23 protein-coding genes and 1 pseudogene are annotated in these 26,870 nt (G+C 57.7%); 17 read left to right on the forward strand and 7 right to left on the reverse strand.

The features are described 5' to 3' along the window. Nucleotides 1–89: 89 nt before the first annotated feature. From M5C71_RS24535 to M5C71_RS24550, 4 genes are all read left to right on the forward strand, one after another. Entirely contained in the window at nt 90–7,109 is a 7,020-nt protein-coding gene (locus M5C71_RS24535) for a hemagglutinin repeat-containing protein (protein WP_248768907.1), read from the forward strand. A 450-nt stretch (nt 7,110–7,559) separates the two neighbouring features. Continuing rightward, nucleotides 7,560–7,829 (forward strand): hypothetical protein, encoded by a 270-nt coding sequence (locus M5C71_RS24540; protein ID WP_248768979.1) that lies wholly within the window; start codon nt 7,560–7,562, stop codon nt 7,827–7,829. Further along, nucleotides 7,778–8,032 carry a MafI family immunity protein gene (locus M5C71_RS24545; RefSeq protein WP_248768908.1) on the forward strand — a complete coding sequence of 85 codons (255 nt, stop codon included), beginning with the start codon at nt 7,778–7,780 and terminating at the stop codon, nt 8,030–8,032. Before M5C71_RS24540 ends, M5C71_RS24545 begins: the two co-directional genes overlap by 52 nt. 286 nt (nt 8,033–8,318) lie before the next feature. Then, nucleotides 8,319–8,621 carry a hypothetical protein gene (locus M5C71_RS24550; RefSeq protein WP_248768909.1) on the forward strand — a complete coding sequence of 101 codons (303 nt, stop codon included), beginning with the start codon at nt 8,319–8,321 and terminating at the stop codon, nt 8,619–8,621. Nucleotides 8,622–8,674: 53 nt separating this feature from the next. On the opposite strand, the pseudogene M5C71_RS24555 reads toward M5C71_RS24550, so the two are convergent. Beyond that, nucleotides 8,675–8,812, reverse strand: a pseudogene (locus M5C71_RS24555) (IS481 family transposase); the annotation flags it as partial. A 199-nt stretch (nt 8,813–9,011) separates the two neighbouring features. On the opposite strand from M5C71_RS24555, the gene M5C71_RS24560 reads away from it, so the two are divergent. From M5C71_RS24560 to M5C71_RS24575, 4 genes are all read left to right on the forward strand, one after another. Continuing rightward, nucleotides 9,012–9,260, forward strand: coding sequence for a hypothetical protein (locus tag M5C71_RS24560; RefSeq protein WP_248768910.1), 249 nt, complete (start codon nt 9,012–9,014; stop codon nt 9,258–9,260). 331 nt (nt 9,261–9,591) lie between these two features. Continuing rightward, entirely contained in the window at nt 9,592–10,053 is a 462-nt protein-coding gene (locus M5C71_RS24565) for an RDD family protein (RefSeq protein ID WP_248768911.1), read from the forward strand. A gap of 150 nt (nt 10,054–10,203) precedes the next feature. Further along, nucleotides 10,204–10,467: a hypothetical protein gene (locus M5C71_RS24570; RefSeq protein ID WP_248768912.1), complete on the forward strand. Its 264-nt coding sequence runs from the start codon at nt 10,204–10,206 to the stop codon at nt 10,465–10,467. Next, nucleotides 10,451–10,822 carry a hypothetical protein gene (locus M5C71_RS24575; protein WP_248768913.1) on the forward strand — a complete coding sequence of 124 codons (372 nt, stop codon included), beginning with the start codon at nt 10,451–10,453 and terminating at the stop codon, nt 10,820–10,822. Before M5C71_RS24570 ends, M5C71_RS24575 begins: the two co-directional genes overlap by 17 nt. 949 nt (nt 10,823–11,771) lie before the next feature. Here M5C71_RS24575 and M5C71_RS24580 read toward each other — a convergent pair. After that, entirely contained in the window at nt 11,772–11,981 is a 210-nt protein-coding gene (locus M5C71_RS24580; protein WP_248768980.1) for a hypothetical protein, read from the reverse strand. Here M5C71_RS24580 and M5C71_RS24585 point away from each other — a divergent pair. From M5C71_RS24585 to leuD, 7 genes are all read left to right on the forward strand, one after another. Beyond that, nucleotides 11,935–12,618, forward strand: coding sequence for a CsgG/HfaB family protein (locus tag M5C71_RS24585; protein ID WP_177101895.1), 684 nt, complete (start codon nt 11,935–11,937; stop codon nt 12,616–12,618). The genes M5C71_RS24580 and M5C71_RS24585 overlap by 47 nt on opposite strands. Before the next feature lie 36 nt (nt 12,619–12,654). After that, the gene (locus tag M5C71_RS24590; protein ID WP_248768914.1) at nt 12,655–13,026 is read left to right on the forward strand and encodes a DUF4810 domain-containing protein; all 372 of its coding nucleotides are present in this window, start codon (nt 12,655–12,657) and stop codon (nt 13,024–13,026) included. Next, entirely contained in the window at nt 13,023–13,682 is a 660-nt protein-coding gene (locus M5C71_RS24595; protein ID WP_177101898.1) for a DUF799 domain-containing protein, read from the forward strand. The genes M5C71_RS24590 and M5C71_RS24595 overlap by 4 nt, the downstream gene beginning before the upstream one ends. A gap of 208 nt (nt 13,683–13,890) precedes the next feature. After that, nucleotides 13,891–14,655 carry an SDR family oxidoreductase gene (locus tag M5C71_RS24600; protein WP_103494757.1) on the forward strand — a complete coding sequence of 255 codons (765 nt, stop codon included), beginning with the start codon at nt 13,891–13,893 and terminating at the stop codon, nt 14,653–14,655. A 250-nt stretch (nt 14,656–14,905) separates the two neighbouring features. Continuing rightward, a complete protein-coding gene (locus M5C71_RS24605; RefSeq protein WP_152740272.1) occupies nt 14,906–15,406 on the forward strand; it encodes a hypothetical protein in 501 nt (166 codons plus the stop codon). 198 nt (nt 15,407–15,604) lie between these two features. Next, nucleotides 15,605–17,026 (forward strand): 3-isopropylmalate dehydratase large subunit, encoded by a 1,422-nt coding sequence (gene leuC, locus M5C71_RS24610; RefSeq protein WP_248768915.1) that lies wholly within the window; start codon nt 15,605–15,607, stop codon nt 17,024–17,026. Then, nucleotides 17,023–17,637, forward strand: a complete 615-nt coding sequence (leuD, locus tag M5C71_RS24615) for a 3-isopropylmalate dehydratase small subunit (protein ID WP_248768916.1) — start codon at nt 17,023–17,025, stop codon at nt 17,635–17,637. Before leuC ends, leuD begins: the two co-directional genes overlap by 4 nt. Nucleotides 17,638–17,705: 68 nt before the next feature. Here leuD and M5C71_RS24620 read toward each other — a convergent pair whose 3' ends face one another. The 5 genes from M5C71_RS24620 to M5C71_RS24640 all read right to left on the reverse strand — a co-directional run bounded on the left by M5C71_RS24620 (nt 17,706) and on the right by M5C71_RS24640 (nt 23,760). Beyond that, nucleotides 17,706–18,620 (reverse strand): LysR substrate-binding domain-containing protein, encoded by a 915-nt coding sequence (locus M5C71_RS24620; protein ID WP_103494762.1) that lies wholly within the window; start codon nt 18,618–18,620, stop codon nt 17,706–17,708. 71 nt (nt 18,621–18,691) lie between these two features. Further along, a complete protein-coding gene (locus M5C71_RS24625; protein ID WP_248746981.1) occupies nt 18,692–20,005 on the reverse strand; it encodes a dicarboxylate/amino acid:cation symporter in 1,314 nt (437 codons plus the stop codon). Nucleotides 20,006–20,107: 102 nt separating this feature from the next. Next, on the reverse strand, nt 20,108–20,983 hold the full coding sequence (locus tag M5C71_RS24630; protein WP_248768917.1) for an alpha/beta hydrolase: 876 nt from the start codon (nt 20,981–20,983) through the stop codon (nt 20,108–20,110). A gap of 198 nt (nt 20,984–21,181) precedes the next feature. Next, nucleotides 21,182–22,123, reverse strand: coding sequence for a DUF3829 domain-containing protein (locus tag M5C71_RS24635; protein WP_248746982.1), 942 nt, complete (start codon nt 22,121–22,123; stop codon nt 21,182–21,184). Next, the gene (locus M5C71_RS24640; protein WP_248746983.1) at nt 22,123–23,760 is read right to left on the reverse strand and encodes a J domain-containing protein; all 1,638 of its coding nucleotides are present in this window, start codon (nt 23,758–23,760) and stop codon (nt 22,123–22,125) included. The genes M5C71_RS24635 and M5C71_RS24640 overlap by 1 nt, the downstream gene beginning before the upstream one ends. Nucleotides 23,761–23,996: 236 nt before the next feature. Here M5C71_RS24640 and M5C71_RS24645 point away from each other — a divergent pair, with 236 nt between their 5' ends. Both M5C71_RS24645 and M5C71_RS24650 read left to right on the forward strand, forming a co-directional pair. Further along, nucleotides 23,997–25,013, forward strand: coding sequence for an AraC family transcriptional regulator (locus M5C71_RS24645; protein ID WP_177101909.1), 1,017 nt, complete (start codon nt 23,997–23,999; stop codon nt 25,011–25,013). Nucleotides 25,014–25,141: 128 nt separating this feature from the next. Beyond that, entirely contained in the window at nt 25,142–26,788 is a 1,647-nt protein-coding gene (locus M5C71_RS24650) for an AMP-binding protein (RefSeq protein ID WP_248768918.1), read from the forward strand. The last annotated feature ends 82 nt before the right edge of the window (nt 26,789–26,870 follow it).

The following is a 26,870-nucleotide window of genomic DNA, read 5'->3' on the forward strand; positions in this document are numbered from 1 at the left end:
GCGGCCTGATTCAGGCCCAGCGCCTGGACCTGCAAGCCTGGGGCGGACTCGATAACTACGGTGGCCGCATCGCCGCGCTAACGGGTGATGTGCTGGTCGATACCGGGGCAGGGGACTTCGACAACCGTAATGGCGCGATCCATGCCAATGGGCTGGTCCAGGTCTCGGGCAACAACTTCGATAACAGTGGTGATAACGACGGCCAGATCTCCGGTCGCCAGATCAATATGAAGCTCGCGGGCGCCCTGAACAACCGTTTGGGCATTATCGAGAGCGACAGCACTCTTTCGATCACTGCCGCCAGCCTGGATAACCAGACCGGCCAGCTACGTGCACTGGGCGGCAGCGGCAAGACCGAATTCCAGATCGGCGGGTTGTTTGACAACAGCAACGGCAAGCTGGAAACCGCCAACAGCGATCTGACCCTGGGCGTCGGCAGTTTCATGAACCAGGGTGGCAGCGTGCTGCACACCGGTACCGGCATCTTCGACACCGCCACGGTCAATCTCATCAGGGCCGGCGGTAGCTTGGTGACCCGTGGTGGCCTGACCTTGACGGCCGATGACTGGACCAACAGCAGTGTGATCCAGGTCGGGCGGCTGACGGTCAATGTCAAGAACCTGACCCAGACCGGCAGCGGGCAACTGCTTGCCACAGACAGCTTCACCGGCACTGGCGTCAACTGGAGCAATGATGGGTTGATTGCCAGCGATGGCGCGGCCAGTTTGACCCTGAGTGGCAACTACAGCGGTAACGGACGTTACACCAGCCTGAGTACTTTGGGGCTGAGTGCTGCGCAGGTGAGCTTGGGCAACACCGCCAGTATTGCCGGTGGTGGCAATACCACGATCAATGTCGGCGGTCAGTTGAATAACTACGGCCGCATCACATCGGCTGGCGGCTTGAGCGTCAATGCCGGCTCAATCAATAACTACGGAACCTTGGGTAGCAACGGCAACCTGTTGCTGAGCGCGCCCACCCTGTTGAACCAGGGCGGCCTGATCTTCAGCGGCGGCGACATGGCGTTGCAGGTCAACAGTTTCACCAACCATTCGGCCCAGCTCTACAGCTTTGGCGCGGTCAGTATCGACGGCTATGGCGGTGCGGCGCAGGCGACCGAGGTCATCAATATCTCCGGGGCGATGGAAAGCACCGGCAAGTTCAGCATCAATGCCGCCAACTTCGAGAACCGCACTGAGAGTTTCAGTATGGGGCGCACGTTGGTCTCGGGTGCCATCGCCTACAACTGCACCAAATGCTGGGGGCACGACTATATTTTCAGCACCGTCGTTCGTGAGGTTTACGAAGGGCAGGACAACGACACCAGTGCCTCCGCGTCGCTTTCGGCGGGCAGCGACTTTGTTTTTCGCGGTGGCAACTTTCTCAATAGCAAAAGCACCATCAGTGCCGGCGGCAATATTTCCATCCAGGCTGACAACCTGAAAAACGTCGGTGCGGTTGGCGGTACCATCGAACGAACCCGTAGCTATCAGGAAATAGAGCTCTGGCGTGGGTTCACCGTGCCATTCTTCGGTGAGGTGATTGCTTACAACCAAAGAAACAATCCCGACTTTCCGAACATCTACTACATCAATGGCTCCGGTGGCCTGAGTATCGCGATCCCGGAGAACTATCGCCATCGTGAAGGTGGGCGCGACGGTGACACCATTGAGGAAGTCCGGTTCAAGGATTCTGTCACCGGCCAAGTAGTGACCGGCGTTGATTTCAGTTATGCATACCAGCAGATCCCAACTTCGCAGTATGACCGTAACAACCTGGCGCCGTTGCCTGATCGACTGCAATCCCTGGTTTTGCTCAGCGACGTCGAAGTCGCCAAGGATGGCGCCGGCTCGGGCCGCAGTGCCGTTATCCAGGCGGCTGGCAATGTCTCGATCAGCGCAACCCAGGATCTGAACAATAGCGTTATTCACCAGGACTACGGGTTCAGTGCGGGGGCCAATAAGGTCCAGGGTACCCAGGTGGCGGGCACAGGTGCGCCCGTTGCGGTCCGACTCAATGCTCAACTACCCCCGGACCTTGCCCAGCAGCAGGTGAACCCGCTCGCACTGCCGGGCTTCAGCTTGCCCACCGGGCAGAACGGTCTATTCCGCTTGAGCGGGCAGAGTGGCTCCGCTCAGCAAGGCGCCGTGGTGCCGGGCTGGAGCGTCGTGGGCACCTCCATCGGTATCGCCCAGCGTCTGGCAGGTACAACGGATGTTCAAGCACGTAGCGTCCCGCTATCCAGTGCTGATGGCGCGGTTGCCGCCAGCGGTGGCCAGAGCCTGGCACGTGTCCAGGGCTTGCCGGATACCTCGGGCAAGACCAGTCCGCAGAAGTACCTGATCGAAACCAACCCGGTGTTGACCGACCTCAAGCAGTTTATGAGCTCGGACTACCTGTTGGCCGGTTTGGGCTACAAGCCCGATGAAAGCGCCAAGCGCCTGGGCGATGGTTTCTATGAGCAGAAGCTGATTCAGCAGGCAGTGGTTGCGCGTACCGGGCAACGCTTTATCGACGGCCAGACCTCGGATGAAAAGCTGTTCAAGTACCTGATGGACAACGCCATCAGCAGTAAGCAGCAGCTCAATCTGTCGGTTGGCGTGAGCTTGACTGCGCAGCAGGTCGCGGCCCTGACCCACGACATCGTCTGGATGGAAACGCAGGTCGTCAACGGTGAAGAGGTATTGGTGCCGGTGCTCTACCTGGCCCAGGCCACCAATCGCCTGGCGCCAAATGGCGCTTTGATTCAAGGCGCGGATGTCACCCTGATCGCCGGGGCTAATCTGGAAAACAGCGGGACTTTGCGTGCCAGCGACAACCTGTCGGCGGTGGCGGGCAAGGATCTGCTTAACACCGGCTTGGTTGAAGCGAGCAATCGTCTGGATGCATTGGCGAGTAACAACATCGTCAACAAGTCGGGCGGGATCATTGCCGGGCGCGATGTGAGCCTGACAGCCACTCATGGAGATGTCGTTAACCAGCGTGATATCACTCGTATCGACTCCAACTATGGTGGAACCGCCCAGCATCGAGACTATCTGGATAGCGTTGCACGTATCGAAGCCGCCAATAATCTGAGCGTCAGTGCTGGTCGGGATATTTCCAACGGTGCATCCGTGCTCAGCAGCGGTGCGGACATGAAACTCAGCGCCGGTCGTGATCTGAACGTCAATGCCATAGCTGAGCGCACGACGGATGCTCGTGGAGGTTCCTATCTGAGTCAGCAGATCACCCAGCACGGCGCGGTCGTGACGGCTGGCCGTGACCTGCAAGTGAGTGCTGGGCGTGATATCAGTGCGATCGCCAGTGCTATCGAAAGCAAGCGCGATATGGCGTTAGCTTCCGATGGCGACATCCGCATTGAGTCTGCTGCAAACGAAAACCAATTTGCCTCACGGGGCAGAAGCACACTGGAAACGCGCAGTGTCAGCCAGCAATCCAGCGAGCTCAAAGCGGGGGGCAATATTTCTGTCGACTCAGGTAAAGACCTCGACATTATTGCCAGCCGTATAAAGGCAGGTGGCGATATTGCCTTGAATGCGGTTCAGGACATGACCATCGCTTCCGCCAAGAACGAAAGCTCTTATTACTATTACAAGAAGAGCAGTGGGTCGTTTGGTCGAAGCAGTAGTAAGCAGGTGGAGAGCTACGATAGTACCAACGTAGCTTCGGTGATCGATGCTGGACACGACCTGACGGTTAACTCCACCAAGGCAGCAGACGGCAGCGTCGGCATCAACGGCGGCCGGGACCTCAGTATTGTTGGTAGCAAGCTCAAAGCGGGTGACGACCTGATATTGGCTGCGACCAATAATGTGGCGGTGCTTTCAGGGGTTGAAGAACACGGTTCCTATAGTAAGAAAACCAGTTCTGGGTTCCTGGGGCTCTCCAAAAGTGGAAAGAGCCAGCTGAAAACGGCTGCCAGTCAGGTAGGTAGCGAGCTGGATGCTGGCAACGATGTGGTTGTAGCGTCAGGCAACGATATCCGTCTTCGCGCCAGTCAGATGGCGGCTGGCAATGATGTTGAGCTGAGAGCGGGGTTGGTCACCAAGACCGGTGATATCAACCTGGTTTCGGCCAACGATACCGCCTACAGCAAAACGGAGGAATACAAGAAGAAGGCCGGCCTTTCTGTCTCGGGCGGTTTCATTTCCTTCTCCTCGGCCAAAGAGGCCGGTCGTGAGGCTCAAAGTAGTACCAGTGTGGGCAGTCATGTCATTGCTGATCGTGACGCAACCTTGCAGGCCGAGCGCGATATCAACGTCAGTGGCAGTGGTGTAAAGGCTGGGCGTAACGTCACTTTGGACGCCGGGCGTGATGTGAATGTCGTGGCTGCACAGAATAGTGCCGCGCAGCAGGACTGGGAAAAGAAAAAGCAGTCCGGCATCGGGTTTTCCAGTGACGATAACGGCATCAATGTTTTTGTCGGAACGGATATCAAGAAAGAGAATAATCGTAGTGAGCAACAGACTGCCGCTGCCAGTCAGATTGATGCCGGTGAGAATCTGACCGTTAACGCCAAGCGCGATATCAATCAGGTGGGCTCGGATCTCAGAGCCTCCAATGACATCAATCTGACCTCTGGACGCAACATCAACATTGATGCGGCGCGCGAGACACAGCTTACGGAGCAACAACGTGAGGCCGAACGAAACGGTGTTAGTGCGACTATCAACCACAATTTCGGCAAAACCAAGGACGCTGTTAATGGAGCAGGCAAAGGAGAAGACAATGTCAGTAAAGGCTCAAGCACGCTCAAGGCTGTAGATGCGGTCAGCCAGTTTCTCGCGGGCCCAACTGCGGACGACAAGATTGGCAATAGCAAGCAAAGCGCTACCCAGCAAGTTATTGAGCAAACCAATCGTTCCTCGACGATGAATGCGGGCAACGATCTGAACCTGCACGCTGGCAACGACGTCACGGTCAAGGGCGGTCAGTTGCAGGCCGGACGCGACATCAATGTCAAAGGTAGAGATGTCACCCTTGATGTGGCCAAGGGCAGTGCCAGCCAGGAAAGCAGTCAGAGCGAAAGCTGGGGCGGCATTCATGGTGGTACCAGTGGTGGCTTCAAGATCGGTATTGGTGGTAGCTACGGGGTGGCCACAAGTGACGGCGTTCATGGCTCATCCACCGGGACCCAGGTTGCGGTAGGGCGGGATGTCAATCTGGATGCCAGTCACGATCTGAGTCTGATCGGAACCCAGGTCAAGGCCGGTAGAGACATAGCGCTCAATGCCGGTAATGACCTGAATGTTCGCTCGGTACAGAACGATAGCAACAGCGGGAGCAACCGGCACAATGGCGGCGGCGAGGTTGGTCTTGTCTTCGGTTCTGAAGGTATAGGTGTTTACGCCAGCGTAAGCATGGGCAAGGGGGACCTTGACCGCGAGGGCAAGCGCCAGCAGGAGGCTTATCTTTATGCGGGTGATCGTCTGGGCTTCCATAGCGGCAAGGACACCAATATCGCTGGTGCTACCTTGCGCGGCAATGAGGTTGTCGGTCGAGTCGGGGGGGATCTCAATGTCTCCTCGGCAGTGGATACGGGGACGGTCAAAGGCAAAGAGTTCGACATCAGCGTCACCGCAACTATCGGTCCAGGAGCTGGCGTCAGCGGATCAGTAGGGTATGGTCAGACGACAGGAAAGACTAACTGGGTTGAGCAGCAAACCAGCGTCACTGGTAAAGACAAGGTCGATATCCGTACCGAAAATCACACACAACTTGATGGTGCGTTGATTGCTGCTGACAACGGAAATCTCAAACTGGACACCGGCACCCTTGGGTTCAGCGATATCGCAGGTGCAGACAAAGAACATGGCTACTACCTGAACGTCGGCGGTAGCTACAGCAAGAGCGGCGGCAATGCGCAAGACAGCAGCCAGGTCGGTAAAGGTAAAGAAGGAGAAACTGGTTGGAGTGTCAGCGGCTGGAATTATGAGAAGGATCGAGAGCAGGTTGTACGAGCAACGGTTGGTTCTGGCGAAATTGTGGTACGGAAAGATTCTGAAACAGGAGGTGACTCTTCTAATGGGTTGAATCGTGATGTTGGTAAAGCATACGACATCACCCGAGACCGAGAGAGTCTCACAGACCTTTACGCCAGCAACTCTTCGATCGATGCGATCTCTCATCCGGTGGTAACCACCAAAGAGTGGGCAAAATCGTTCACGGAGTATGATCAGAACGCCAAAGACAATTTCGCACTTCTGGGAAGGGTTGTTGAAGATCAGCTCGACAAATTCAGGTCACCAGGTCCTGGAGATGGTGCCATTGCTGCCGGGGGAGAGCAGATCGCGGAGGAGGCAATGTCTGCGCTGTTGGAGGCGGGTTATCGGCGCAAGGATGCGAGGGAATTACTGGAAGACAAAGATTTCCAGACCCAAGTGTTGCAAATGCTCAAAGAGTTGAACAGCTCGCCGGGGACGTCGGCTGAAAAAGTTAACCAAGTCCAACAAGACTTGATTGAGAAAAATATACAAGTGACTCTTCGCGTCACAAACGCAGAGTTAGCTCTGGACAAAGTGTCGGCGATTAACAAGTACATGACAGATAACCCGCAGAATAGGGAAGCGGTGGAGCTGATCATGGCGGCCTCACAAGGTCCTAAAGGTGTTATCTTGCTAGTGGCCCAGCGAGCCTTGGGCGAGACAGACCTGATGAAGGGGCTTGCGCAACTGCAAGGAGATTTGCAGGCTTATACAGGTCGTCTGTTGGCCGAGAAAATCGAAGGTAAGGATCTTGATCCGGACGTCAATCTGGATGCCTTTCGATTAGGTGGTGGCACGCTGATGGCGGGCGTGCTGATTGGCATGGCAACCGCTAGTACCAATAAATCCAAAGGTGCAAAGGAACCCCGAACACTTGCCTCGCCAGTTTACAAAACTACAAAGGAAGCTAGGCAAGCAGCAGAAGCTTTAGGCTTTGAGAAGATTAATGAAACTGTTCACGGTGGCCAGGCTGTATTTAAGAATGGGAAAGATTACATTACTAGAGATCTTGATGGGCATAATGGTGGGGCGTGGAAAATGGCAGATTCGGTTAAGGCTCTTGGGAGTAAGGAAACGCGGGCAGGAACTTTTGATGTCAATCTCAACCGTATAGGTGATTAATATGAAAAATGATGCTGGGCAACCGGATTGGATTGTCAGGGGGAAGACAATTAAACAATTGATAAAGGAGCTTCAAGGGTTCGAGGATCAGGAACTCTTGGTCGAAATTTCAGTTGATGACGGGGAGACAAAAAAACCTATAAGTCTCGTCAAAAAATATGGAGGGGTATGTCTGCTGGTGAATTGCGAGACGAGATATGTATAATTCGCAGGAATTAAGAGCGAAAGGGGGGGCGCTCATTGGCCAGTCTTGAGTCAAGTCTGAAAATAACCATTCCCTGCAGTTTTTTAACTGCAGGGTTTACTCTTCAGCTCAAATTGACCGGTTGAACCTGTTTCCTCCTTGCTGACTACGAACGAGTCGTGCCTGACGCCCATATGGATCAAACGGCCGCGATACAATATATGCCGCCCTGGCAGTAACTGCCCAGAGAAACGTTGATGCCGCCAATGTTCAAAACACGCCGGCTAATGGGTGTCCCCTTTTTACCCTTTTTAGGAGCCGGTGGGACTTATACAGCTAAAGGAGATGCTGCTAAATGGGTCGCTTATGAAACTCGTGATGGCGTGAGAATGCGAGTTGTATATCAGCCGGCTACAGGAAAGGTTGTCACTGCATTTTCTGATGATGCCCCAATTCCACCTTGCAAACCAATTAAGTGGGATTTATGTTTGCGGATCGTATCATTAAGTTTGGAAAAAAATTTGAAGGTCGATTAAATTCCGATCTTCTCCGAAACGCATTGGATTACGTCGCGTATAGCGAAGAGAGTCTAGCCTTTGAGATACTGTGTGATCATATTTGCGAATATGATATTTCTATAGCGGACGAAGAATATAGAGAGGCTGTTCTGCTGGTTCTGGATATGGGCCTTGATTTAGATGAAGGTCCATTTAAGCACCTGCAGGGGTTGAAACAGTAAATAACTAGAAGTTAGCTGGTGCAAAAGGCGCAGGTGCCGCTGGGAGTGATGTTGAAAAGGTTGTAACAGTCAGCAGGAAGGAAAAGGGGACACCCATTAGCCGGTCTCGAGTCAAGGCAGCGTTGAATGATCCTAATCAAACTGTGGGGCAGACGACCATAAAGTTTAATCGAGAAAATCCAGGATCGGTTAGGCCGGACTCCCTAGAGTTGACTTATACCGTCAACGGTAAAACAGAAACGTTGCGATTTTTAAATGAGCCTAATGTGATTCCGGAGAGTATTTGATGGTTACTGAAGATCTTGAGCTTGTGAAGCAGATTTTTTCGCTGGTAGAGTCAGGCATCGTGAGTGGCTATGATGCGTTTCGTTACGAAGCAGAGGTTTTTGAAGGGTATATGCGAGAGCAGCTTTCAGTTGAAAATAACGGAGTGGAAGTGACGAATGCCGAAAGAGATTTTAATGGGGCTATTTTGTATCGCTTGCTAAGAGAGTTGAAAAATAATGCCGTGAAACGAGGTGAGGACTGGGCTGTGTTTATTATGTCCTGTAGGCGTGGTGGAGAAGTGAAGGCTAATTTCGAATACTAATAAGTGGGGGGGTGGACGAAATAAGGGGAAGAAGGGGGGGTAATGGCACTTACTTAGGTGTTCGGTCCCGGAATTAGATGGTGCGGATCAATTGTGAATCGGTCTGAATTTTGACTCCAAGCCTCGCGGATCACCTTGAAGGGAGTACGCCATCGTAAGGCCTTCAGATGCCTAGCGAAGTTGTACGAGGAAAAGGGGACACCCATTAGCCGGTCTCGAGTCAAGGCTAATGGGTGTCCCCTTTTTACTGTTTTTACTAAAGCAAATCCCTATGTTCCTGGGAGCACTCGTCCTATAAAATTTGACGATGCTCTTGATAATAAGGGTATTAAGCGCTCGCCAGCCAAAGAAGAGCTTGACTGGTTTAATAGCATTAAGTGGGATTAGGTTATGATTGATTTGATTACTGGTCAAAAAATTGTGGTCTTGATTGATGGCGTCTATGGACCCTATGTAAGGGTTTCAAGCTTTCAGGATGCGGGGGCGCTGGAAGATATTCTGGATGAGAAATATTATGTTCCTTACTGGACAAAGGCACCGATAGAGTTGAGGGATACTGGAGGATGTGAATACTATTTTGGGCTGGCGGCGGATCCTGAAAAATTACAAAAAATCCTTGATGATATAGAGTTTGATTGATTGTCGCTCTTAGATCGGCTAATGGGGAGCAGGGCGCTGAGAAAAGGGGCAGCTATTAGCCTGTTTTGAGTCAAGGTTAAAAAACGCCGCTACTTGCGGTTCTTAACTATAGCGTTTTCCCTTTAATCCAATCTGGTCGATTGAATCCGCCGAGCCTGCCTCCCCGTCACTGGCTACGTCCGAGCCGTGCCTGACACTCATGTGGGGCAAACAGTTGTACGAAGAGAAAAGGGGGCAGATTTTAATGCTCCTTCCTTAGCTGCTAAGTACTTGAGTCGAAAGTGAGAAATTGCAATTGGGCGCTGAGCCATAAATTTAACCAAGGAGTTCTATGAAGGGTATTGTCGGCACTAACGCTTCAACGTTCTCTTATGATCTTGCCAGTCCTGGGAAAAGATTGCTTGCTTACATGATTGACCTATTTGTTGTTTTTCTACTCGTCGCTATGGAAGTCGCGCTGGATTTTCTCCCAATTCCAGACAACTCTTTCACAAGGGGGCTTTTCGCAGTGGTAGATAATCTCCTGTTGATTGCAGCCCTTGGTTATTTTTTGTTGGGTGATGCGTTGCCGAACGGGCAGACGGTGGGGAAGCGACTGATGAACATTTCGGTCGTGGGGTTTCCGGTGAACACCCGATGCTCTGTGCTCCAATCGTTCTTGCGCAACGTTCCGAAGGTGCTGTTCAGTGCGGTGGATGCGATTTTTGTGCTTTTTGGTTTCCGACGGCGCTTGGGTGACATGCTTGCCATGACCGTGGTGATTAATGCCAGACAGCCATCTCCTGCTGAATAAAGCCAACTGAAAATGAATAGCTGAAGGGAGGGCGACCGCACGCAGGTTAGTCGATCGAAAACCAGGGAACCGGCGCACCCGAAGTTGCCCTGCGCACGGGCACTGATGAGTGGGAAAAGGGGGCACCCATTAGCCGGTCCCCTTTTTACCGTGACATCATATTACGGAGCCGATAAAACAGGCAGCAGAGTCGGCGACGGAGGATTGGCGGATGCCGTACGCTATGAAAAAACAACAGGCGATATGCTGTCTCCTGCTGGGCATGAACAGAAAGCTATAGAGGTTGGTAATAGATTAAGTGATCTTGTTCGTAATGCTGATAATCAACCGCCCGGTAAATGCCCTTACAGTCAGCGGGATATTGATTTCGCTAAACAGCTTATAAAGGATATTGATAATGCTCTTGGTCGATGAACGGTTTAGAAAGTTTGCTTTGTGGTTGGCTTCTTTACCCTTCTTTTCAGTTGGGGCTCTGGAGGCTGCACTGGAGGAGCTAGGTGGGCTGAATGGCGTTATAGAGAATGAATATTATATTTCCGCATACGAGTGTTTAGGATGCGCTCTAGTACAGGAAAACTCATTTGAGCAAGTGTTGAAATTCCTCCGGGCGGAGGGGGCGTGCCTGAGTGAAAGCCCTGAGTATTTGTATTATTTTGTTGAATCTATAATCGATCATTCTTTGATTCGAGGCGATGAGCCTGAGGTATTAATAAATGCGGCTCCAGACGGTTATAAGATCTTTTTGAAAAAGCGATTTTTGCCGAGGTAAGTTTTTCGTTGTTTGATAATTCAACGAAAACCATTGTCATGAGGGGCGGAGAGGTGGAGCTACTATTTTCGAACGGAAAAGGGGGGGCGGAAAAGGGGCCTGATTTTAATGGCACCTACTTAACGGCTAAATACTGGAGTCGAAAGCAGAAAGTGAAGCAGACAGGTCTTCGATAGACGGGGCCGCTGAGCCCAGCATACCCACTTTTTCTTATAGCAATAAGTTGAAATGTCGAATGGCGTTCACGAAACGGGGAGGCTTGCTCCCCGTCCCGGACCCGATGTGGTATCAGCCACTGACATCTGTCATACGTTTATCCAGCACCGAATCCACCCACAGTTGCGCCACTTATCGCATAACTCCCTAGTTTGATTGGAGCCGCCGCTGATCGCGACTAAACGATGGGGTGGCGGCCGCGCGCAGGTTAGTCGACCGGAAACTAGGGAACCGGCGCACCCTAAGGTGCCCTGCGCACGACCACCATAAAGTGCAGGCGATAAAAAAGCGCCCGTCTCAAGGATGGCGCTGTGCGCCGTAGTTTCGCGGGCGACTAAACCCGATCACTGATGAGCAGTGACAAGGAGGAGACTAGCCAGCGGAATAGGCAGGCGCAAGCGAGTTGGATTTTCTAGGAAATTTCACTCAATGGAAAGAGAGTTATCTTGGTTGGATAACCCGATCGCAGCCTCACTTACCTCTCCACATAAAAAGCTTGCGGAATATATCGTCGATATTCGGCGCAGAGGGTCTTGCGCGGCTTGTGCGCTTGGCCCGTATTCAGCCTTCCGATTTCTTGACGCGCTATTGTCACCACCTTATGATGCGGCCATTAATTTGATATCAAATGTTTCAAGGAATGAACATGTGTGTTTCCACCCTCGGGATGAGGTCCCCCGCGGCCATGCCGTGCCGTTACCCGAGTCTCTTCGTTTCTTCGCAATCCCCCCGTTCAAAACCCTGGAGCGCTTTCAGCAGCCTCCGGCGATAACCCCTTGATGATCACAGGTCCGGCTTCGCCCACGGTGAAGGCCGTTGCCTTGCTGTTCGCCTGAAATTTTTGTCCGCCTGTTTCCCAATATCCCCAGGTCCGATTTTCCCCAGGAGTGTGCTGCATGAAAAAAATCTCACAGGTCGCCATTTTCGGGATGGCAGCGATCACGCTGACCTCCATCGGTGGTTGTGCCACCGAGAGTTCCCGAGCCTTGCCGGTGCAGCAAGTGGAAACCGCCAACCAGGCCTACGCCGGTGTGCGTACCCCCATCGCTGTCGGCAAGTTCGATAACCGTTCCAGCTATATGCGTGGGATCTTTTCCGATGGTGTCGACCGTCTCGGCGGCCAGGCCAAGACCATCCTGATCACCCATTTGCAGCAGACCAACCGCTTCAGCGTGCTGGACCGCGACAACCTGGCGGAGATCCAGCAGGAAGCGAACATCAAGTCCCAGTCGCAGAAACTCAAGGGCGCGGATTTTGTGGTCACCGGCGACGTCACCGAGTTCGGCCGCAAGGAAACCGGCGATCGCCAGTTGTTCGGCATTCTCGGGCGCGGCAAGACCCAGGTGGCCTACGCCAAGGTCGCTCTGAATATCGTCAATATCGTCACCTCGGAAGTGGTGTATTCCAGCCAGGGCGCGGGTGAGTACGCGCTGTCCAACCGCGAAGTCATCGGTTTCGGCGGGACTGCCAGCTACGACTCGACCCTCAACGGCAAGGTCCTGGACCTGGCCATGCGTGAAGCCGTGAACAAGATGGTTCAGGCGATCGACAGCGGCACCTGGAAACCGGGTCGGCCATAAGTACCTCTACAACAAAAACAGGGAGCTTCACGCGTCATGGGTAAAAAGTTCGGTTTGCTAGGTTACATCGCGGCAATAGCAGCAGGCGGCGCCTTGTTGGCGGGCTGCGCTCCGCAGGTCAAGACGCTGTATCAGTGGGAAGGCTATCAGCCTCAGGTTTACCAGTACTTCAACGGTGAGGCCAAGGAGGCGCAAGTCGAGGCCCTGGAAGCCGACTTGCAGAAGATCAAGGCCACCAATCGAGCCGCGCCACCGGGTTATCACGCCCACCTGGGCATGCTCTACGGCAGCCTTGGCAAGGACGACCAGATGGTGCAGCAGTTCCAGACCGAGAAAGCATTGTTCCCTGAATCGACGGCTTACATGGACTTTTTGTTGAACAACGCCAAGAAGGGGATCAAGCAATGAATTCGCGTTTTCTGAGTGCTCTGGCCGCTCTGCTGCTGGTGAGTCTGCTGGGTGGTTGCGCAGCCCCCAAGACGGTGGATTATTCGGCCTACAAGCAGGCTCGCCCAAGGACGATCCTGGTATTGCCACCCCTGAACGAATCTCCGGATATCAAGGCCACCTACAGCCTGTTGTCCCAGGTGACATTTCCGCTGGCGGAAGCCGGTTATTACGTCATGCCGGTGGCGCTGGTGGATGAAACTTTCCAGCAGAACGGCCTGAACACGCCAACCGACATCCACAACACTTCTCCGGCAAAGCTGAAGGAAATCTTCGGCGCGGATGCGGCCTTGTACATCACGGTGACCCAGTACGGTACGCAGTACCGGGTGATCAGCAGCGCGACCATCGTGACGGCCAGTGCCAGGCTGGTGGACCTCAAGACCGGGACCGCGCTCTGGACCGGTAGCGCCACGGCTTCCAGCGAGGAGGGGAATAACAACAGTGGCGGCGGTCTGGTCGGTGCGCTGATCACCGCAGCGGTCAAGCAGATCATCAACAGTGCCAACGACGTCAGCCATCCCATTGCTGGGATCACCAGCCAGCGGCTGTTGTCCGCCGGGCATCCGGCAGGTTTGTTGTATGGACCGCGCTCGCCGAAGTACGGCACGGACTGAGGCCTGGGATAAATAAGGGGGCACGATTCAAGCCTGGTTTGGTCGTGTACAAAGGCTCGAACTGCCCCCTTTTTAACATTTTGATCCTTATCGGGAGGGCGACAAGATGAAAGAGATCGCTGAATGTGACAGCAAGAAACGGATAGGTCGCAGAGCGCCGGGTCACTAGGCTGAGGTTCCGAAATGGAATTGATGCAAGGCTTGGAAAATGAAACAGTTATCAGGAAAAGTGGCAATTGTAACGGGTGCGAGTTCAGGCATTGGCTACGAGACGGCAAAGTTATTCGCGAAGGAGGGCGCGAAAGTCGTCGTAACGGCGCGCCGTCAAGTCGAGTTGGACTCACTTGTCGCCGAGATTGAAAATGGCGGAGGCGAAGCGATTGCCGTCGCAGGAAACATCAAAGACGAGAAACTCGCGCAAACATTGGTGGCGATCGCCGTCGGTCGTTTTGGCGGGCTCGATATTGCCTTCAACAACGCCGGTTCGACAGGGGAGAGTGCATCGGTTCCCGACATTTCAGCTGATGCCTGGAATGCTATTCTCGATACAAACCTGACCAGTGCGTTCCTGGGTGCGAAATATCAGATCCCGGCGATGCTAAAGCGCGGCGGCGGTTCCATCATATTTACATCGACCTTCGTTGGCCACACCGCCGGCTTCCCGGGAATGGGAGCCTATGCGGCCAGCAAGGCCGGGCTGATCGGCCTGATGCAAGTGATCGCTGTCGAGTATGGTTTGCATGGCATCCGAGCCAATGCCCTTCTACCGGGAGGCACGGATACTCCTATGGGACGCGCCGCCACCAATACCCCGCAAGCCCGTGCCTTCGTCGAAGGACTACATGCGCTAAAGCGCCTGGCACTGCCAGAGGAGATTGCGCGATCAGCGCTCTACCTCGCCTCTGCAGCATCGAGTTTCACCACGGGATCGAGTTTGATGGTCGATGGTGGCGTTTCCATTAATCGGACGTAATCAGCGCTTCCTGTTTCCACGGGCGCCTGCCGAGGTCCAGGCGTCCGTTGACGGTCTCAGGCCTCCCCACAATTCCAATACATCTTTTCGATGGGCGATCTGTAACAAAGATTGTATATTTGTACATTCATGTTACATGACTGGAATCATCTCTTTTCTCTCTCTTTGACAGGACACTGCATATGCTCGCCTTGAAAGGACCTCAGCAGCACGGCGACACCACCCGCGCCCGTATGGCCGGAGGTCGGGCATGAGCGGCGGATCAGTAGTCGCCTGGGCCACGGCGCTCAGCACCCGGGTCTTTGAGCGCAAGGCCTCCGATGCGAAGAACGCCAACCTGCAGGAAATCAAGAACAAGCAGGTGCTCAACAACATCCCGAGGGATCCGACCGCCCTCGACACCACGAAGATGCAGAAGGACAAGCTGCAGTCGCAGTTCCAGGGCTTCGACCCGAAATCGGTCACCCCGGATCAACTGGCCAAGTACAGCAGCATCCTCCAGGAAAATGGCCTGATCAGCGCCACCACCGCCGGCCTGCTGTCCAGCGCCGGGGCGAAAGGCAAATCGGGCGAGAAATTCAACGCGCTGGACTATTTCGCCAGCCAGATCAGCACGCTGCAAAGCGGCAGCTCGAACGACCAGTTCTCCAACCATATGATCCCGGAATACAAGAAGGCGATTAACGTGCTGCTGAACCTGCAGCAGTTCGCCAGTTCCGGCGCCAGCATGTCGATCAATACGAAAGTCTGAAACCCTTGCGGTATTGATGGCTGTCTTCGTCGGCCAGGCGCTTGCACAACGCAAGCGCCGATCAAACACGATCCATGTTCCCAGCCATCACCCTCCCGCCATTGATGGTCCGTTCCCGCCGCCTATGATGACGGTGACGCCTGTCGGCCTGCCCGTGATCCGACAGCCTCGCGTACTTTCATTTCTGCGAGCGCCACCATGACTCAAACAAGAACCCTCTACGACAAGCACATCGATTCCCATACGGTGTGTCGCCTCGATGACCAGGGCCATGTCCTGCTGTATATCGATCGTCAGGTCATCAACGAATACACCAGCCCGCAAGCCTTCAGCGGCCTGCGGGAAGCCAGGCGCGGTGTCTGGCGCGCGGAAACCGCGCTGGCCGTGGTCGACCATGTCAACCCCACCGCGCCCAAGCGCGTCGCCGCCATGCCGGACGCCGGCGGTGCCCGCCAGGTGTCGTACCTGGCCGAAAACTGCACCGACTTCGGTATCGAACTGTTCGATGTGCTCGACAAACGCCAGGGTATCGAGCATGTGATCGCCCCGGAGCAGGGCTTTATCCTGCCGGGCATGGTGGTCGCCGCCGGTGACAGCCACACCACCACCTATGGGGCCCTGGGGGCGTTCGGCTTCGGTATTGGCACCTCGGAGATCGAACATCTGCTGGCGTCGCAGACGCTGGTCTATAAGCGCCTGAAAACGATGCGAGTAACGGTCAGCGGCGAACTGGCGCCGGGACTGACATCCAAGGACGTGATCATGGCGCTGATCGGCAAGATCGGCGCTTCCGGGGCCACCGGTTATGCCATCGAGTTCCGCGGCTCGACCATTGATGCCCTGAGCGTCGAGGCGCGCATGACCATCTGCAATATGGCGGTGGAGGCGGGCGCGCGTGGGGCCTTTATGGCACCCGACGAGAAAGTCTTCGCCTACCTCAAGGACAAACCCCGGGCACCCAAGGGCGCACTGTGGGAGCAGGCCGTGACCCGTTGGCGGGAGCTGCACACGGATGCCGGCGCGCAGTTCGACCGTGAAGTCGAACTGGATGCCAGCGCGCTGGAACCCATGGTCACCTGGGGCACCAGCCCGGACCAGGCCGCGCCCATCGGGGCGAACGTGCCGGACCCGCAAGACATCAGCGACCTGATCCTGCGCCAGGACATGCGCCGCGCCCTGAATTACATGGGGTTGGAAGCCGGCATGCCGCTGAACGAGATCGTGATCAGCCATGCGTTTATCGGTTCCTGCACCAATGCGCGGATCGAGGACCTGCGTGACGCGGCCCGTGTGGTGCGTGGTCAACACGTGGCCAAGCATGTGCGGGCGATGATCGTGCCGGGCTCGACCCAGGTGCGTGATCAGGCCGAGGCCGAAGGTTTGGCGGCGGTGTTTATCGACGCCGGTTTCGAGTGGCGGCAGTCGGGTTGCTCGATGTGCCTGGCGATGAACGATGACGTGCTGGAGCCGGGCGACCGCTGCGCCTCCAGCACCAACCGCAATTTCGAAGGGCGCCAGGGGGCCGGGGCTCGTACGCATTTGATGAGCCCTGCGATGGTGGCCGCGGCAGCCATTGCCGGACACCTGACCGATATTCGCCATCTGGAGCCAAGGCCATGAGCATGCAGCCGTTTTCCCAAGTCACCGGCAAGGCCGCGCCGATGCTGGCGGCCAATATCGACACCGATGTGATCATGCCCAAGCAGTTTCTCAAGGGGATCGATCGCAACGGGTTGGACCGTGGTTTGTTCTTCGACCTGCGGGTGTTGCCGTCGGGTGAACCCAATCCTGAGTTCGTGCTGAATCAGCCGGCCTGGAAAGGTGCCAGTTTCATGGTGGTGGGGCCGAACTTCGGTTGCGGTTCCAGCCGTGAACATGCGGTGTGGGGTTTGAAGCAAGTGGGGATCCGGGCATTGATCGGCAGCAGTTTCGCCGGGATTTTCTACGATAACTGCCAGCGCAACGGGGTGCTGTTGATCACCCTGGACGAGGCGACGGCGCAGCGCCTGGGGCAGGTGGTGAGCCAGCCGCAGAGTGCCGAGATCACCATTGACCTTGAGAGTCAGCAGATCCGTTTGCAGGATGACAGTGTGATCGAGTTCCAGATCGATACGTTGCGCAAGACGGCATTGATGCTGGGGTTGGATGCCATTGGCAGCACCTTGCAGCGCAGTGAGGAGATCAGGGCGTTCGAGCGGGCGCATTTGCAGGCCAGTCCCTGGTTGAGCTGAGCCGGGGGCCGGTTCACCGATTCAGGGGACTCATCACATGAGAGTCATGTGGTGAGTCCCGACGGCAGCTAGATCGACAGCTGTCGAAAATGCTCCTGCAAGAACTCCACACACACCCGCAATTTCCCCGAATACGCCAGCCGCGTCGGGTACACCGCCCAGACATTCGCGCTCTGGGTGTAGTCGTGCAGCACCCGCACCAGTCGCCCCTGTTCCAGCAGCGGTTTGACGTCCCACAGCGAGCGCAGCAGGATGCCGCGTCCGTCCAGTGCCCATTGCAAGACAATCTCGCCGCTGTTGGACGACAACGGGCCGCGCACCCGCACGCTGTCCTGGCTGCCGTCGCGCTCCAGATTCCAGATACCGAAGGCGTTGTCACGCTCCTTGAGCACCAGGCAATCGTGCTGCTCCAGGTCGCTCAACTGCTGCGGTGTGCCACGCCGTTCCAGGTAGGCCGGTGCCGCGCAGAGTACCCGGCGATTGCTCACCAGGCGCCGGCCGATATGCTGGCCGGGAATATCGTCGCCCACGCGGATCTCCAGGTCGAAACCTTCGCTGACGATGTCCACCACGCGGTCGAACAGGTCCAGGCGGATTTCCAGGTCCGGGTAACGCTCTGCCAGAAGCGACAGCGCCGGAGCCACATGATTGCGCCCGAAACCGAAGCTGCTGCACAGGTGCAGGCGGCCGCTGGGGCTGTCGTGGGCTTCGGAGAGTTCGTCGTTGAGTTGCTGGAAATCTTCGAGAATACGCACGGCCCAGCGTTGCACTCGCTCGCCGTCCTCGGTCAGGGCGATACGTCGGCTGGTGCGGTGCAGCAGGCGGGTGGCGAGGGTGGTTTCGAGGATCTGGATACGTTTGCTGACGTAGGCGGGCGACAGTCCCAGTTCATCGGCGGCGGCGGCAAAGCCGGCCTTGCGGATAACGGTGAGGAATACGCGCAGGTCTTCGGGCAGGGGCACGGTGTCTTTCTTTTGGCTCATGGGAAAAGCAACGAACGCTGGCGGCAGGAGCCGCCAGAATAGCATTGGATGGCAAGTCGGCTTCTACAGGGCTATGCGCTCTGTTTGGCGGCATCGGCAGCCGCCTGGGCTTCGAGGGCCTTGCGCCCACGCTTGAGGGCGATCGGCGCCATCTTGCTGCGGTCCAGTTCGCCTTCCCAGGCGGCCACCACCAGCGAGGCGACGGCGTTGCCGATGATATTGGTCAGGGAGCGACACTCGGCCATAAAGCGGTCCACCCCGAGGATCAGCACCATCGCCGCCACCGGTACGGTCGGCACCACCGCCAGGCTCGCGGCCAGGGCGACAAACCCCGCACCGACCACCGCACCGGCGCCCTTGGAGGTGAGCATCGTCACCGCCAGCAGGGTCAGTTGCTGCTCCAGGGTCAGGTCGATATTGGTCGCCTGGGCCAGGAACATGACCGCCAGGGTCATGTAGATATTGGTGCCGTCGAGGTTGAAGGTGTAGCCGGTGGGCACCACGATACCCACCACGCCCTTGGAGCAACCCAGGCTTTCCAGCTTCTGGATCAGCTGCGGCAGGGCCGACTCCGACGAACTGGTGCCGAGCACGATCAGCAGTTCCGACTTGATGTAGCCCAGCAGGCGGAAGATGCTGAAACCGGCATAACGGGCGATGCTGCCCAGTACGCAGGTAATGAAGATGAAGGCGGTCAGGTAGAAGGTGCCGACCAGCTTCATCAGCGGCAGCAGCGAGCCCAGGCCGTATTTGCCGATGGTGAAGGCCATCGCGCCGAACGCGCCGATCGGTGCCACCCGGGCAATCATGCCGACAATACGGAAGAACACCTCGCTGGCCTGGTGGATCACGCCGACCAGCGGACGGGCCTTTTCACCGACCATCACCAGCGCCAGGCCGAACAGGATCGAGACGAACAGCACCGGCAGGATCTCCCCCTGGGAGAAGGCGTCGAAGAAGGTGGTGGGGATCACATGCAGCAGGAAGCCGGTGATGCCTTCGCCATGCTGGGCCTGGCCGACAAAGTTGGCGATGGCCGAGGTGTCGAGGGTTTTCACGTCGACGTTGAAACCCGAGCCGGGATGCAGGGCATGGGCCGCCACCAGGCCGATCGCCAGGGCGAAGGTGGAGACGATTTCGAAATACAGCAGGGCCTTGCCGCCAACCCGCCCGACCTGTTTCACGTCGTGCATGCTGGTGATACCGGAGACCACGGTGCAGAAGATGATCGGGCCGATGATCATCTTGATCAGTTTGATGAAACCGTCGCCCAGGGGCTTGAGGTCGATGCCGGTCTGCGGCCAGTGGTTGCCGATCAGCACCCCCAGCACGATGGCGATGACCACCTGGATATACAGGGTTCCCAGCAGTTTGCGGATTGTCATTGTTATTATCTCGTCACAGTTTTTGGGCAAGCCGATCCCGTCCTGGGTCGTTGGCGGCGGCCCAGGGGGAAGGGGTGGATCAGGTTCTTTGCGTCAGGCTGTTCAGCGCAGGAAGGTCAGGACTTCGCCGAGCAGCTGTTCCGGGATTTCTTCGGCCAGGTAGTGCCCGCCGGGCAGGGCCTTGCCGCGTACATCGGTAGCCACCTGCCGCCATTCGTGCAGCGGATTGAAGCAGCGACCGACAGTGCCTTCGGCGCCCCAGAGCGCCAGCAGCGGCATATTCAACTGGCGTCCGGCCTCGAGGTCGGCGCGGTCGTGTTCCAGGTCGACGGTGGCGCTGGCGCGGTAGTCTTCGCAGATGCCCCGGGCGCTACCGGGCAGGCTGATGCAGCGCAGGTATTCGCTGAAGGCTTCGCCGGTAAAGGGCTTGAGGCCGGCACTGCGGCTGCCCATCACGCTGCGCAGGTATTGTTCCGGGTTGGCTTCGATCAGGGTTTCCGGCAGCGGTGCCGGACGGATCAGGAAGAACCAATGCCAGTAGGCGCGGGCAAAGGCTTCGTCGGTCTGGGTGTACATCGACAGGGTCGGGGCGATATCCAGCAACACCATGCGTTGCACCACCTGGGGATGGTCGAGGGCCAGGCGATGGGCAACGCGGGCGCCGCGGTCGTGGGCGAGGACCGAGAACTCGCTGAAACCCAGGGAGTCCATCAGGGCCACGCCGTCGCGACCCATCTCGCGCTTGGAGTAGTTGAGGTGCTGTTCGTCGGCTGCTGGCCGGGCGCTGTCGCCATAGCCGCGCAGGTCGGCGGCGACCACGGTGAAGTGCTTGGCCAAGTCGCCTGCGATCTTGTGCCAGATGACATGCGTTTGCGGGTGGCCGTGCAGCAGGAGCAGGCCCGGTCCGCTGCCGCCGATGCGGTAGGCAATGTCCACACCGTTGACGTGGCGCTGGTCTTTCTGGAATCCGGCGAACATGGAGTGACTCCTTATGATTGTTGCGTACATCCTAAGACCCACAGCGCACGGGGCAAGGCGCAAAGCGTGGTGCACTTGTTCATGAAGTGTGTTGTTGGACCAGTTCATGTCATTGCGGGGCGATGACTTCCGGCTTTCATCCGAGGCGCCGCCACGCCGCCCGTCGCCTTGGTTGCTCTGGCGGTTTCGAACCGAGGGTTAGAAATCGATGTCCGCCTGTTTGTTGTAGCGGTCCAGCAGGACATCGTAGCGGTGGGTCACGTTCCAGAAATCGTCGCTTAGCACTTGCGGTTCGGCGTGATTGCGCCAGTCCGTCGCCAGTTGCTCCAGGGCGGCCTGGTAACGCTGTGCGGGCTGTTCCAGCGAGGACCACAGATCATGAACCGGGCCTTTGCGTTGATTGGTGGGGAGGCTGTCGCGATAGGTCTCGCCCGCTTGTCTGGCCTGGCGCACAGTCTCGGTGGTAGCGCTCAATAGGGGCAGGTCCAACTGCTGGCTATTGGCGGCTTCGGTCAGGCGGTTGACACTCTGCCGGGCCTGAATCATGTAGTTCAACAGGTGCCAGTGAAGGTCACGGCCCAATCGCAACTCCAACTGTTTGAGCTGTTTCGGGCGTAGCGCGAGATCGAGCCATTCGAGTTCGTGGCGCAGCGCATTGGAGGCCGGTAGAAACGCTTCGATCCTGCCATCATAGTAGTCGTCATGGAAGCTCCATCCCAGTTTAGCGCTCGCCGGAGAGGCACGTTGTAGCTCCTGGTGACGTTCCAGTACATCGGCGAGTGTCGAGGTATAGCGATCCACCAGCGGCGTTATCTGCTGCGTACCTTTGAGCAGGCCGGCCTTTAAGGCGATGGCCGGCTTGCAGATGTCATGTCGTACGGCGTTGAGATCATGGCGTTGCAAGTAGAGGAAGTCACCGCTGTTGTTGGCGGCCTGAGGTACTCGGTCGAGCCGCCAGGGCACGTCGGCAACGTTGATGCATTTGATCAAGGGGCGCAGCGCATTGGCCTCGGCAATTTCCTCGCTGCTTTGGCGATCGAGCCAGAGGCCGAAGCGGCTCTGCTGCTGTTCGGTACCGATGGTCACATAGATCAGGCAGGTCAGCACCACGCCGAGGGTAAGAAACCAGCGCATGTCCATCAGTGGCGCTCCTTGCCGTACCATTGTTCCCGGGTCGCCGGTGGGCGGCAGTCTTCGACGCTGGCCGGTATTCGACTGCACAGGCGTTCGGGCCAAGGCTGCAGGCCCTGGTTGCGCCCGGCGACGGTCAGGCCGTGAGCGGCATACAGGGCCAGGGTGGCCAGTGAGATGATCAGGATCAGGCTCCAGGCCAGCCACCAGGAAGTCGGGTGGGCCGAGGTTGTTTTCGGCGCGGCGCGGCTTTTCTTGGGGCGGTCGAGCCAGGCCATCCCCAGCATCGCGCCACCGTAGGCAAGCAGAGGGATGATGCCGAGCCAGGTGCCAATGATGCCTGCCACCAGCCAGCAAGGCAGCAGCTCACGCAACACCAGTGGCGGTGGGCGGCGCGGGCTGAGTCTTGTCGAAAGACGCTGGCTCAGGCGTTGGTCGAGCGTCCAGAGGGTGTCGGCGATACCAGGCCAGTACAACAACAGGATGCCGTTCAGCCCGCACAGCAGCAGCGACCAGAGCGCAATGGCGCTGGCGGTTTCGTTCAGCTCGTTGCCCGGCAGCAGATGGCGCTGCACCGCCGCTACGCCGCAGGCCAGCATCACGGCGGCGAAGCCGAGCCAACCGGTGCCAGGGGACTCCCATTCGCGCCAGAAAAAGGCATCGGCGCCGGGCAGCAGGCTTTGCAGTCGTGGATGGTTGGCCTGTATCGATCGGGCCAGTTGATGGCAGGCCTGCCAGTCTTCTTTATGGAAGCGGCGAGAGAAGTCGCGGCGTTGGGCCAGTGTCATATCGGCAAACAACAGCTGCGCTACCCGGTTGTCGGGGGTGTCCGGTGGCAGGCCGAGACGGTGTTGCTGGTTGGACAGGAAAGTTTCGCTGCGGCTGCGCTCCAGCAGGCGTGTCCAGTAGGGTTCCGGGCAGTTTGGCGTTAGACTGCCGCTGTTCCAGTGATTGAGCTTGCAGACGGTGTTGAACAGCTTGGCCGACCAGAACGGGCTTTCCAGCAGCAACTTCGCCAGCAGCTCGTTGAGGCGCGCTCGCCGCTCCAGGCTCTTGAGCCAACCGAGCTGCTCCAGGTTGGAGTATTCGCGCCAGAATCCTTCGACATCCCCGCGCCCAAGCAGGCCCGCCAGGGGCTCTTCCAGGCTCTTGAACAGACGCTGATCGAGTTCGAGCAATGCTTGTTTCGGCAAGTCGGCGCGTTGCCAGGGGCTCAGCCACTGGAAATGCTCCAGCCCCCAGTGGGCGAGGGCCTGGAAGTCCTGCCCGGGCTCCAGGCTGCGCAGCAGCAGTTGTTCTTCGAACTCGCGCTGAGAGTAATAGAGGGTCGCCCGGGCAAAACGCTCGTCGAGCAAGGCCGGGGTGATGCCTTCGAGCAATTCTCTGGCAACCCGTTGTGCAGCGGTGGGGCCAGAGGGGAGGATAGGCAGGCCGGTTTCGGTAGAACGTAGGACCGCTTCGACGACAGGCGCCGGCTCCCACGCCTGCGGGTTCCAGTCGAGGGCCTGCTCGTAGGCTTCGCGTAGCCGCTGGAAGCCCTCCGGGTCGTCGTCCGGGCGGGTCTGTTTGAGCAGGGTCGCGTATTGGCGTTTGATGCTGCGGGTATCGGCGTCCGCTGACAGCCCGAGAATCTCCCAGCAACTCATCGAGCGGACACCGAGCCTGGTCTCGACGCAGGAAAGTTGCCGCTGTGCGACGCTGTTACCACGACCATATCGAATAAAACTCCCTGGAAATGCGACTCCGTACTGGCGACGAATCATAACAACGCCGAGTCTATCGACGCTACGGCGGGTTTTATGAAGGGATCACGCTGGCTTTTTGCTCGGTGCTGCCTAAGATGGCCGTCAAAAGGATCAGCACAGGGCTTGAGTGACGGCCAATGTCGGAAAAAGACACCATCTCCATCCATCTGGTGCACGAGGCACTGTTGCAGAGTTGCGCTCCCGGTGCGGACACCGTGCAGGTGCTGGACAAGGTCGGGATCGACTCGACGCTGCTGGAACAGCCTGATGCCCGGGTGCCGGCCAGTGACTATGCGCGCTTGTGGCGCCTGTTGGCGCGGCGCAACGATGACGAATTCTTCGGCATGGACCCGCGCAAGCTGCGCGCTGGCAGTTTCGCCTACCTGTGCCGCGCCGGCATGGCGCAGCCGACGGTGACGGCCGGGCTGGACTCGGTGCTGGATTTCCTGTCGTTGATGCTTGAACGTCTGCCGGCTCAACTGGTGCGCCAGCAAAGCCTGGCGGAAATCGTCCTGCTGGAGCCGGAAGGCGAGGGGCGACGGCCGTTTACCTATTTCGCCTACTGGATGATCGTCCACGGCGTGGCCTGCTGGCTGGCCGGGCGGCGTATCCCGATCCTGGCCATCGAGCTGCGCTGCGCCGAACCGGATTACTGCGAGGACTATCGGGTGATGTTTTCCGAGAACCTGCGTTTTGACCGGCCGCGCACCCGGATGATCTTTTCCGCCGACTGCCTGGACCTGCCGATCAAGCGCAGTGCCGAGGAACTGCAACGCTTCCTGGCGCTGGCGCCGGCCAATATCCTGGTCAAGTACCGCGATGCCCAGAGCCTGGCCAGTCGGATCAAGCAGGACCTGCGCCAACAGCCGGCTGAAGACTGGCCGGAAACCGAAGGGCTGGCCGTGCAATTGTGCATGTCGGCCTCGACCCTGCGCCGGCGGCTGGCGGAAGAAGGGCAGACTTACCAGGGCCTCAAGGACAGCGTGCGCAAGGAATGGGCGATTGCCTGGCTGGCGGAACCGTCGATCAGCTTCGCCGAGATCGCCACCCGGCTGGGCTTCGCCGACGCCAGTTCGTTCTACAAGGCCTTTCGCAAATGGTCCGGGTCCAACCCGGGGCATTACCGCAGCCTGATCCTCAACGAGGTGCACTAGGCCGCTTATTGGCCAAACCAGTCAATCAGGTTGAAAGCTTTGACCATTGTCCCAAGTCCCTGACAGCGCGACTATTTCCAGGATTTTTCTACGGTTCCTTCCAATAACAAGACCGAGAGATTCTGGACATGCGCGACTATCAGACTGCCACTGCGGACTTCGATTATCAGCAAGCGGCCCAAGCGGGCCTGAAAGGGACTTTGACGGCGCTCAACGCCTGTGTCGAATGCTGCGACCGGTATGCCTTGCCAGGGCGCATCGCGCTGTTCTGGGAAGGCCGCGACGGCAGCAGTGCGATCTACACGTTCAGTGAATTACAGGACAAGGCCGCGTGTTTCGCCAATTTCCTGCTGACCCAGGGCGTGCGACGTGGCGACAAGGTTGCCGCGCTGTTGCCGCGCAATGTCGAACTCCTGATCACGCTGTTCGCCACCTGGCGCATCGGCGCCGTCTACCAGCCGCTGTTTACCGCTTTTGGCCCCAAGTCCATCGAGCACCGCCTGGGCGGCTCCGGGGCCAAGCTGGTGGTTACCGACGCTGCCAACCGCGACAAACTCAGCGAAGTCGCCGATTGCCCGGCCATTGTCACGGTCGGCGGCCCCAAGGGGCAGGGCATCGTGCGTGGTGATTTCAGCTTCTGGGCCGAACTGGACAACTACCCGGCTTACTGCGAACCGGTGCTGCTCACCGGCGAAGACCCATTTCTGCTGATGTTCACCTCGGGCACCACCGGCCCGGCGAAACCCCTGGAGGTGCCGCTCAAGGCGATCATCGCCTTCCAGAACTACACCCGCGATGCGGTCGGCCTGCGTCCTGAAGATGCGTTCTGGAATGTCGCCGATCCGGGTTGGGCCTACGGCCTGTATTTCGGCATCACCGGGCCCCTGGGCATGGGTCATCCGATCACCTTCTACGATGGCCCGTTCACGGTGGAAAGCACCTGCCGGATCATCGAGAAATACGGCATCACCAACCTCACCGGATCACCTACCGCCTACCGGTTGCTGATTGCCGCCGGCGAAGCGTTCGCCAGCAAGGTCAAGGGCCGCCTGCGGGTGGTCAGCAGCGCCGGCGAGCCGCTGAACCCGGAGGTGATCCGCTGGTTCGCCGATAATCTGGGGGTGACCATTCTCGACCATTACGGCCAGACCGAAATGGGCATGGTGCTGTGCAATCACCACGGCCTTGAGCACCCGGTGCATATCGGCTCGGCGGGGTTCGCGTCGCCCGGGCATCGCATCGTGGTGCTGGACGAGCAGCAGCGCGAGTTGGATGTCGGGCAGCCGGGGATTCTCGCGCTGGATCGTTCCCAGTCGCCGATGTTCTGGTTCAACGGCTACCAGGGGTTCGAGACCAAGGCTTTCGTTGGCCAGTACTACCTCAGCGGTGACACCGTGGAACTGAATCCGGACGGCAGCATCAGCTTTGTCGGGCGTAGCGATGATGTGATTACCACTTCGGGCTATCGGGTCGGCCCGTTCGATGTCGAAAGCGCCCTGGTGGAGCACCCGGCGGTGGTGGAGGCGGCGGTGGTCGGCAAGCCTTGCCCGGAGCGCACCGAGGTGGTGAAGGCCTTTGTCGTGCTCAGTGCGCGCTACCGTGCCGAGCCGCAACTGGCCGAGGAGTTGCGCCTGCATGTGCGCAAGCGCCTGGCGGCCCATGCCTATCCACGGGAAATCGAATTCGTCGACGAGCTGCCCAAGACCCCGAGCGGCAAGTTGCAGCGTTTTATCTTGCGCAATCAGGAAATTGCCAAGGCCCAGGCCGCGACCTGAATACAAGAACCCCTTGTGGGAGCTGGCTTGCCAGCGATGGCGGCCGGACAGGCGATGCAGGGCTTACGGGCCTCATCGCCGG

Origin of the sequence: Pseudomonas sp. MWU12-2345 (genome assembly GCF_023242385.1) — a bacterium.
GTDB lineage: Bacteria > Pseudomonadota > Gammaproteobacteria > Pseudomonadales > Pseudomonadaceae > Aquipseudomonas > Aquipseudomonas gingeri_D.

Coding starts and splice junctions, on each gene's coding strand:
- M5C71_RS24540 (WP_248768979.1), top strand. CDS start 7,560: ATGTTCAAAACACGCCGGCTAATGGGTGTCCCCTTTTTACCCTTTTTA.
- M5C71_RS24545 (WP_248768908.1), top strand. CDS start 7,778: ATGTTTGCGGATCGTATCATTAAGTTTGGAAAAAAATTTGAAGGTCGA.
- M5C71_RS24550 (WP_248768909.1), top strand. CDS start 8,319: ATGGTTACTGAAGATCTTGAGCTTGTGAAGCAGATTTTTTCGCTGGTA.
- M5C71_RS24560 (WP_248768910.1), top strand. CDS start 9,012: ATGATTGATTTGATTACTGGTCAAAAAATTGTGGTCTTGATTGATGGC.
- M5C71_RS24565 (WP_248768911.1), top strand. CDS start 9,592: ATGAAGGGTATTGTCGGCACTAACGCTTCAACGTTCTCTTATGATCTT.
- M5C71_RS24575 (WP_248768913.1), top strand. CDS start 10,451: ATGCTCTTGGTCGATGAACGGTTTAGAAAGTTTGCTTTGTGGTTGGCT.
- M5C71_RS24585 (WP_177101895.1), top strand. CDS start 11,935: ATGAAAAAAATCTCACAGGTCGCCATTTTCGGGATGGCAGCGATCACG.
- M5C71_RS24590 (WP_248768914.1), top strand. CDS start 12,655: ATGGGTAAAAAGTTCGGTTTGCTAGGTTACATCGCGGCAATAGCAGCA.
- M5C71_RS24595 (WP_177101898.1), top strand. CDS start 13,023: ATGAATTCGCGTTTTCTGAGTGCTCTGGCCGCTCTGCTGCTGGTGAGT.
- M5C71_RS24600 (WP_103494757.1), top strand. CDS start 13,891: ATGAAACAGTTATCAGGAAAAGTGGCAATTGTAACGGGTGCGAGTTCA.
- M5C71_RS24605 (WP_152740272.1), top strand. CDS start 14,906: ATGAGCGGCGGATCAGTAGTCGCCTGGGCCACGGCGCTCAGCACCCGG.
- leuC (WP_248768915.1), top strand. CDS start 15,605: ATGACTCAAACAAGAACCCTCTACGACAAGCACATCGATTCCCATACG.
- leuD (WP_248768916.1), top strand. CDS start 17,023: ATGAGCATGCAGCCGTTTTCCCAAGTCACCGGCAAGGCCGCGCCGATG.
- M5C71_RS24620 (WP_103494762.1), bottom strand. CDS start 18,620: ATGAGCCAAAAGAAAGACACCGTGCCCCTGCCCGAAGACCTGCGCGTA.
- M5C71_RS24625 (WP_248746981.1), bottom strand. CDS start 20,005: ATGACAATCCGCAAACTGCTGGGAACCCTGTATATCCAGGTGGTCATC.
- M5C71_RS24630 (WP_248768917.1), bottom strand. CDS start 20,983: ATGTTCGCCGGATTCCAGAAAGACCAGCGCCACGTCAACGGTGTGGAC.
- M5C71_RS24635 (WP_248746982.1), bottom strand. CDS start 22,123: ATGGACATGCGCTGGTTTCTTACCCTCGGCGTGGTGCTGACCTGCCTG.
- M5C71_RS24640 (WP_248746983.1), bottom strand. CDS start 23,760: ATGAGTTGCTGGGAGATTCTCGGGCTGTCAGCGGACGCCGATACCCGC.
- M5C71_RS24645 (WP_177101909.1), top strand. CDS start 23,997: ATGTCGGAAAAAGACACCATCTCCATCCATCTGGTGCACGAGGCACTG.
- M5C71_RS24650 (WP_248768918.1), top strand. CDS start 25,142: ATGCGCGACTATCAGACTGCCACTGCGGACTTCGATTATCAGCAAGCG.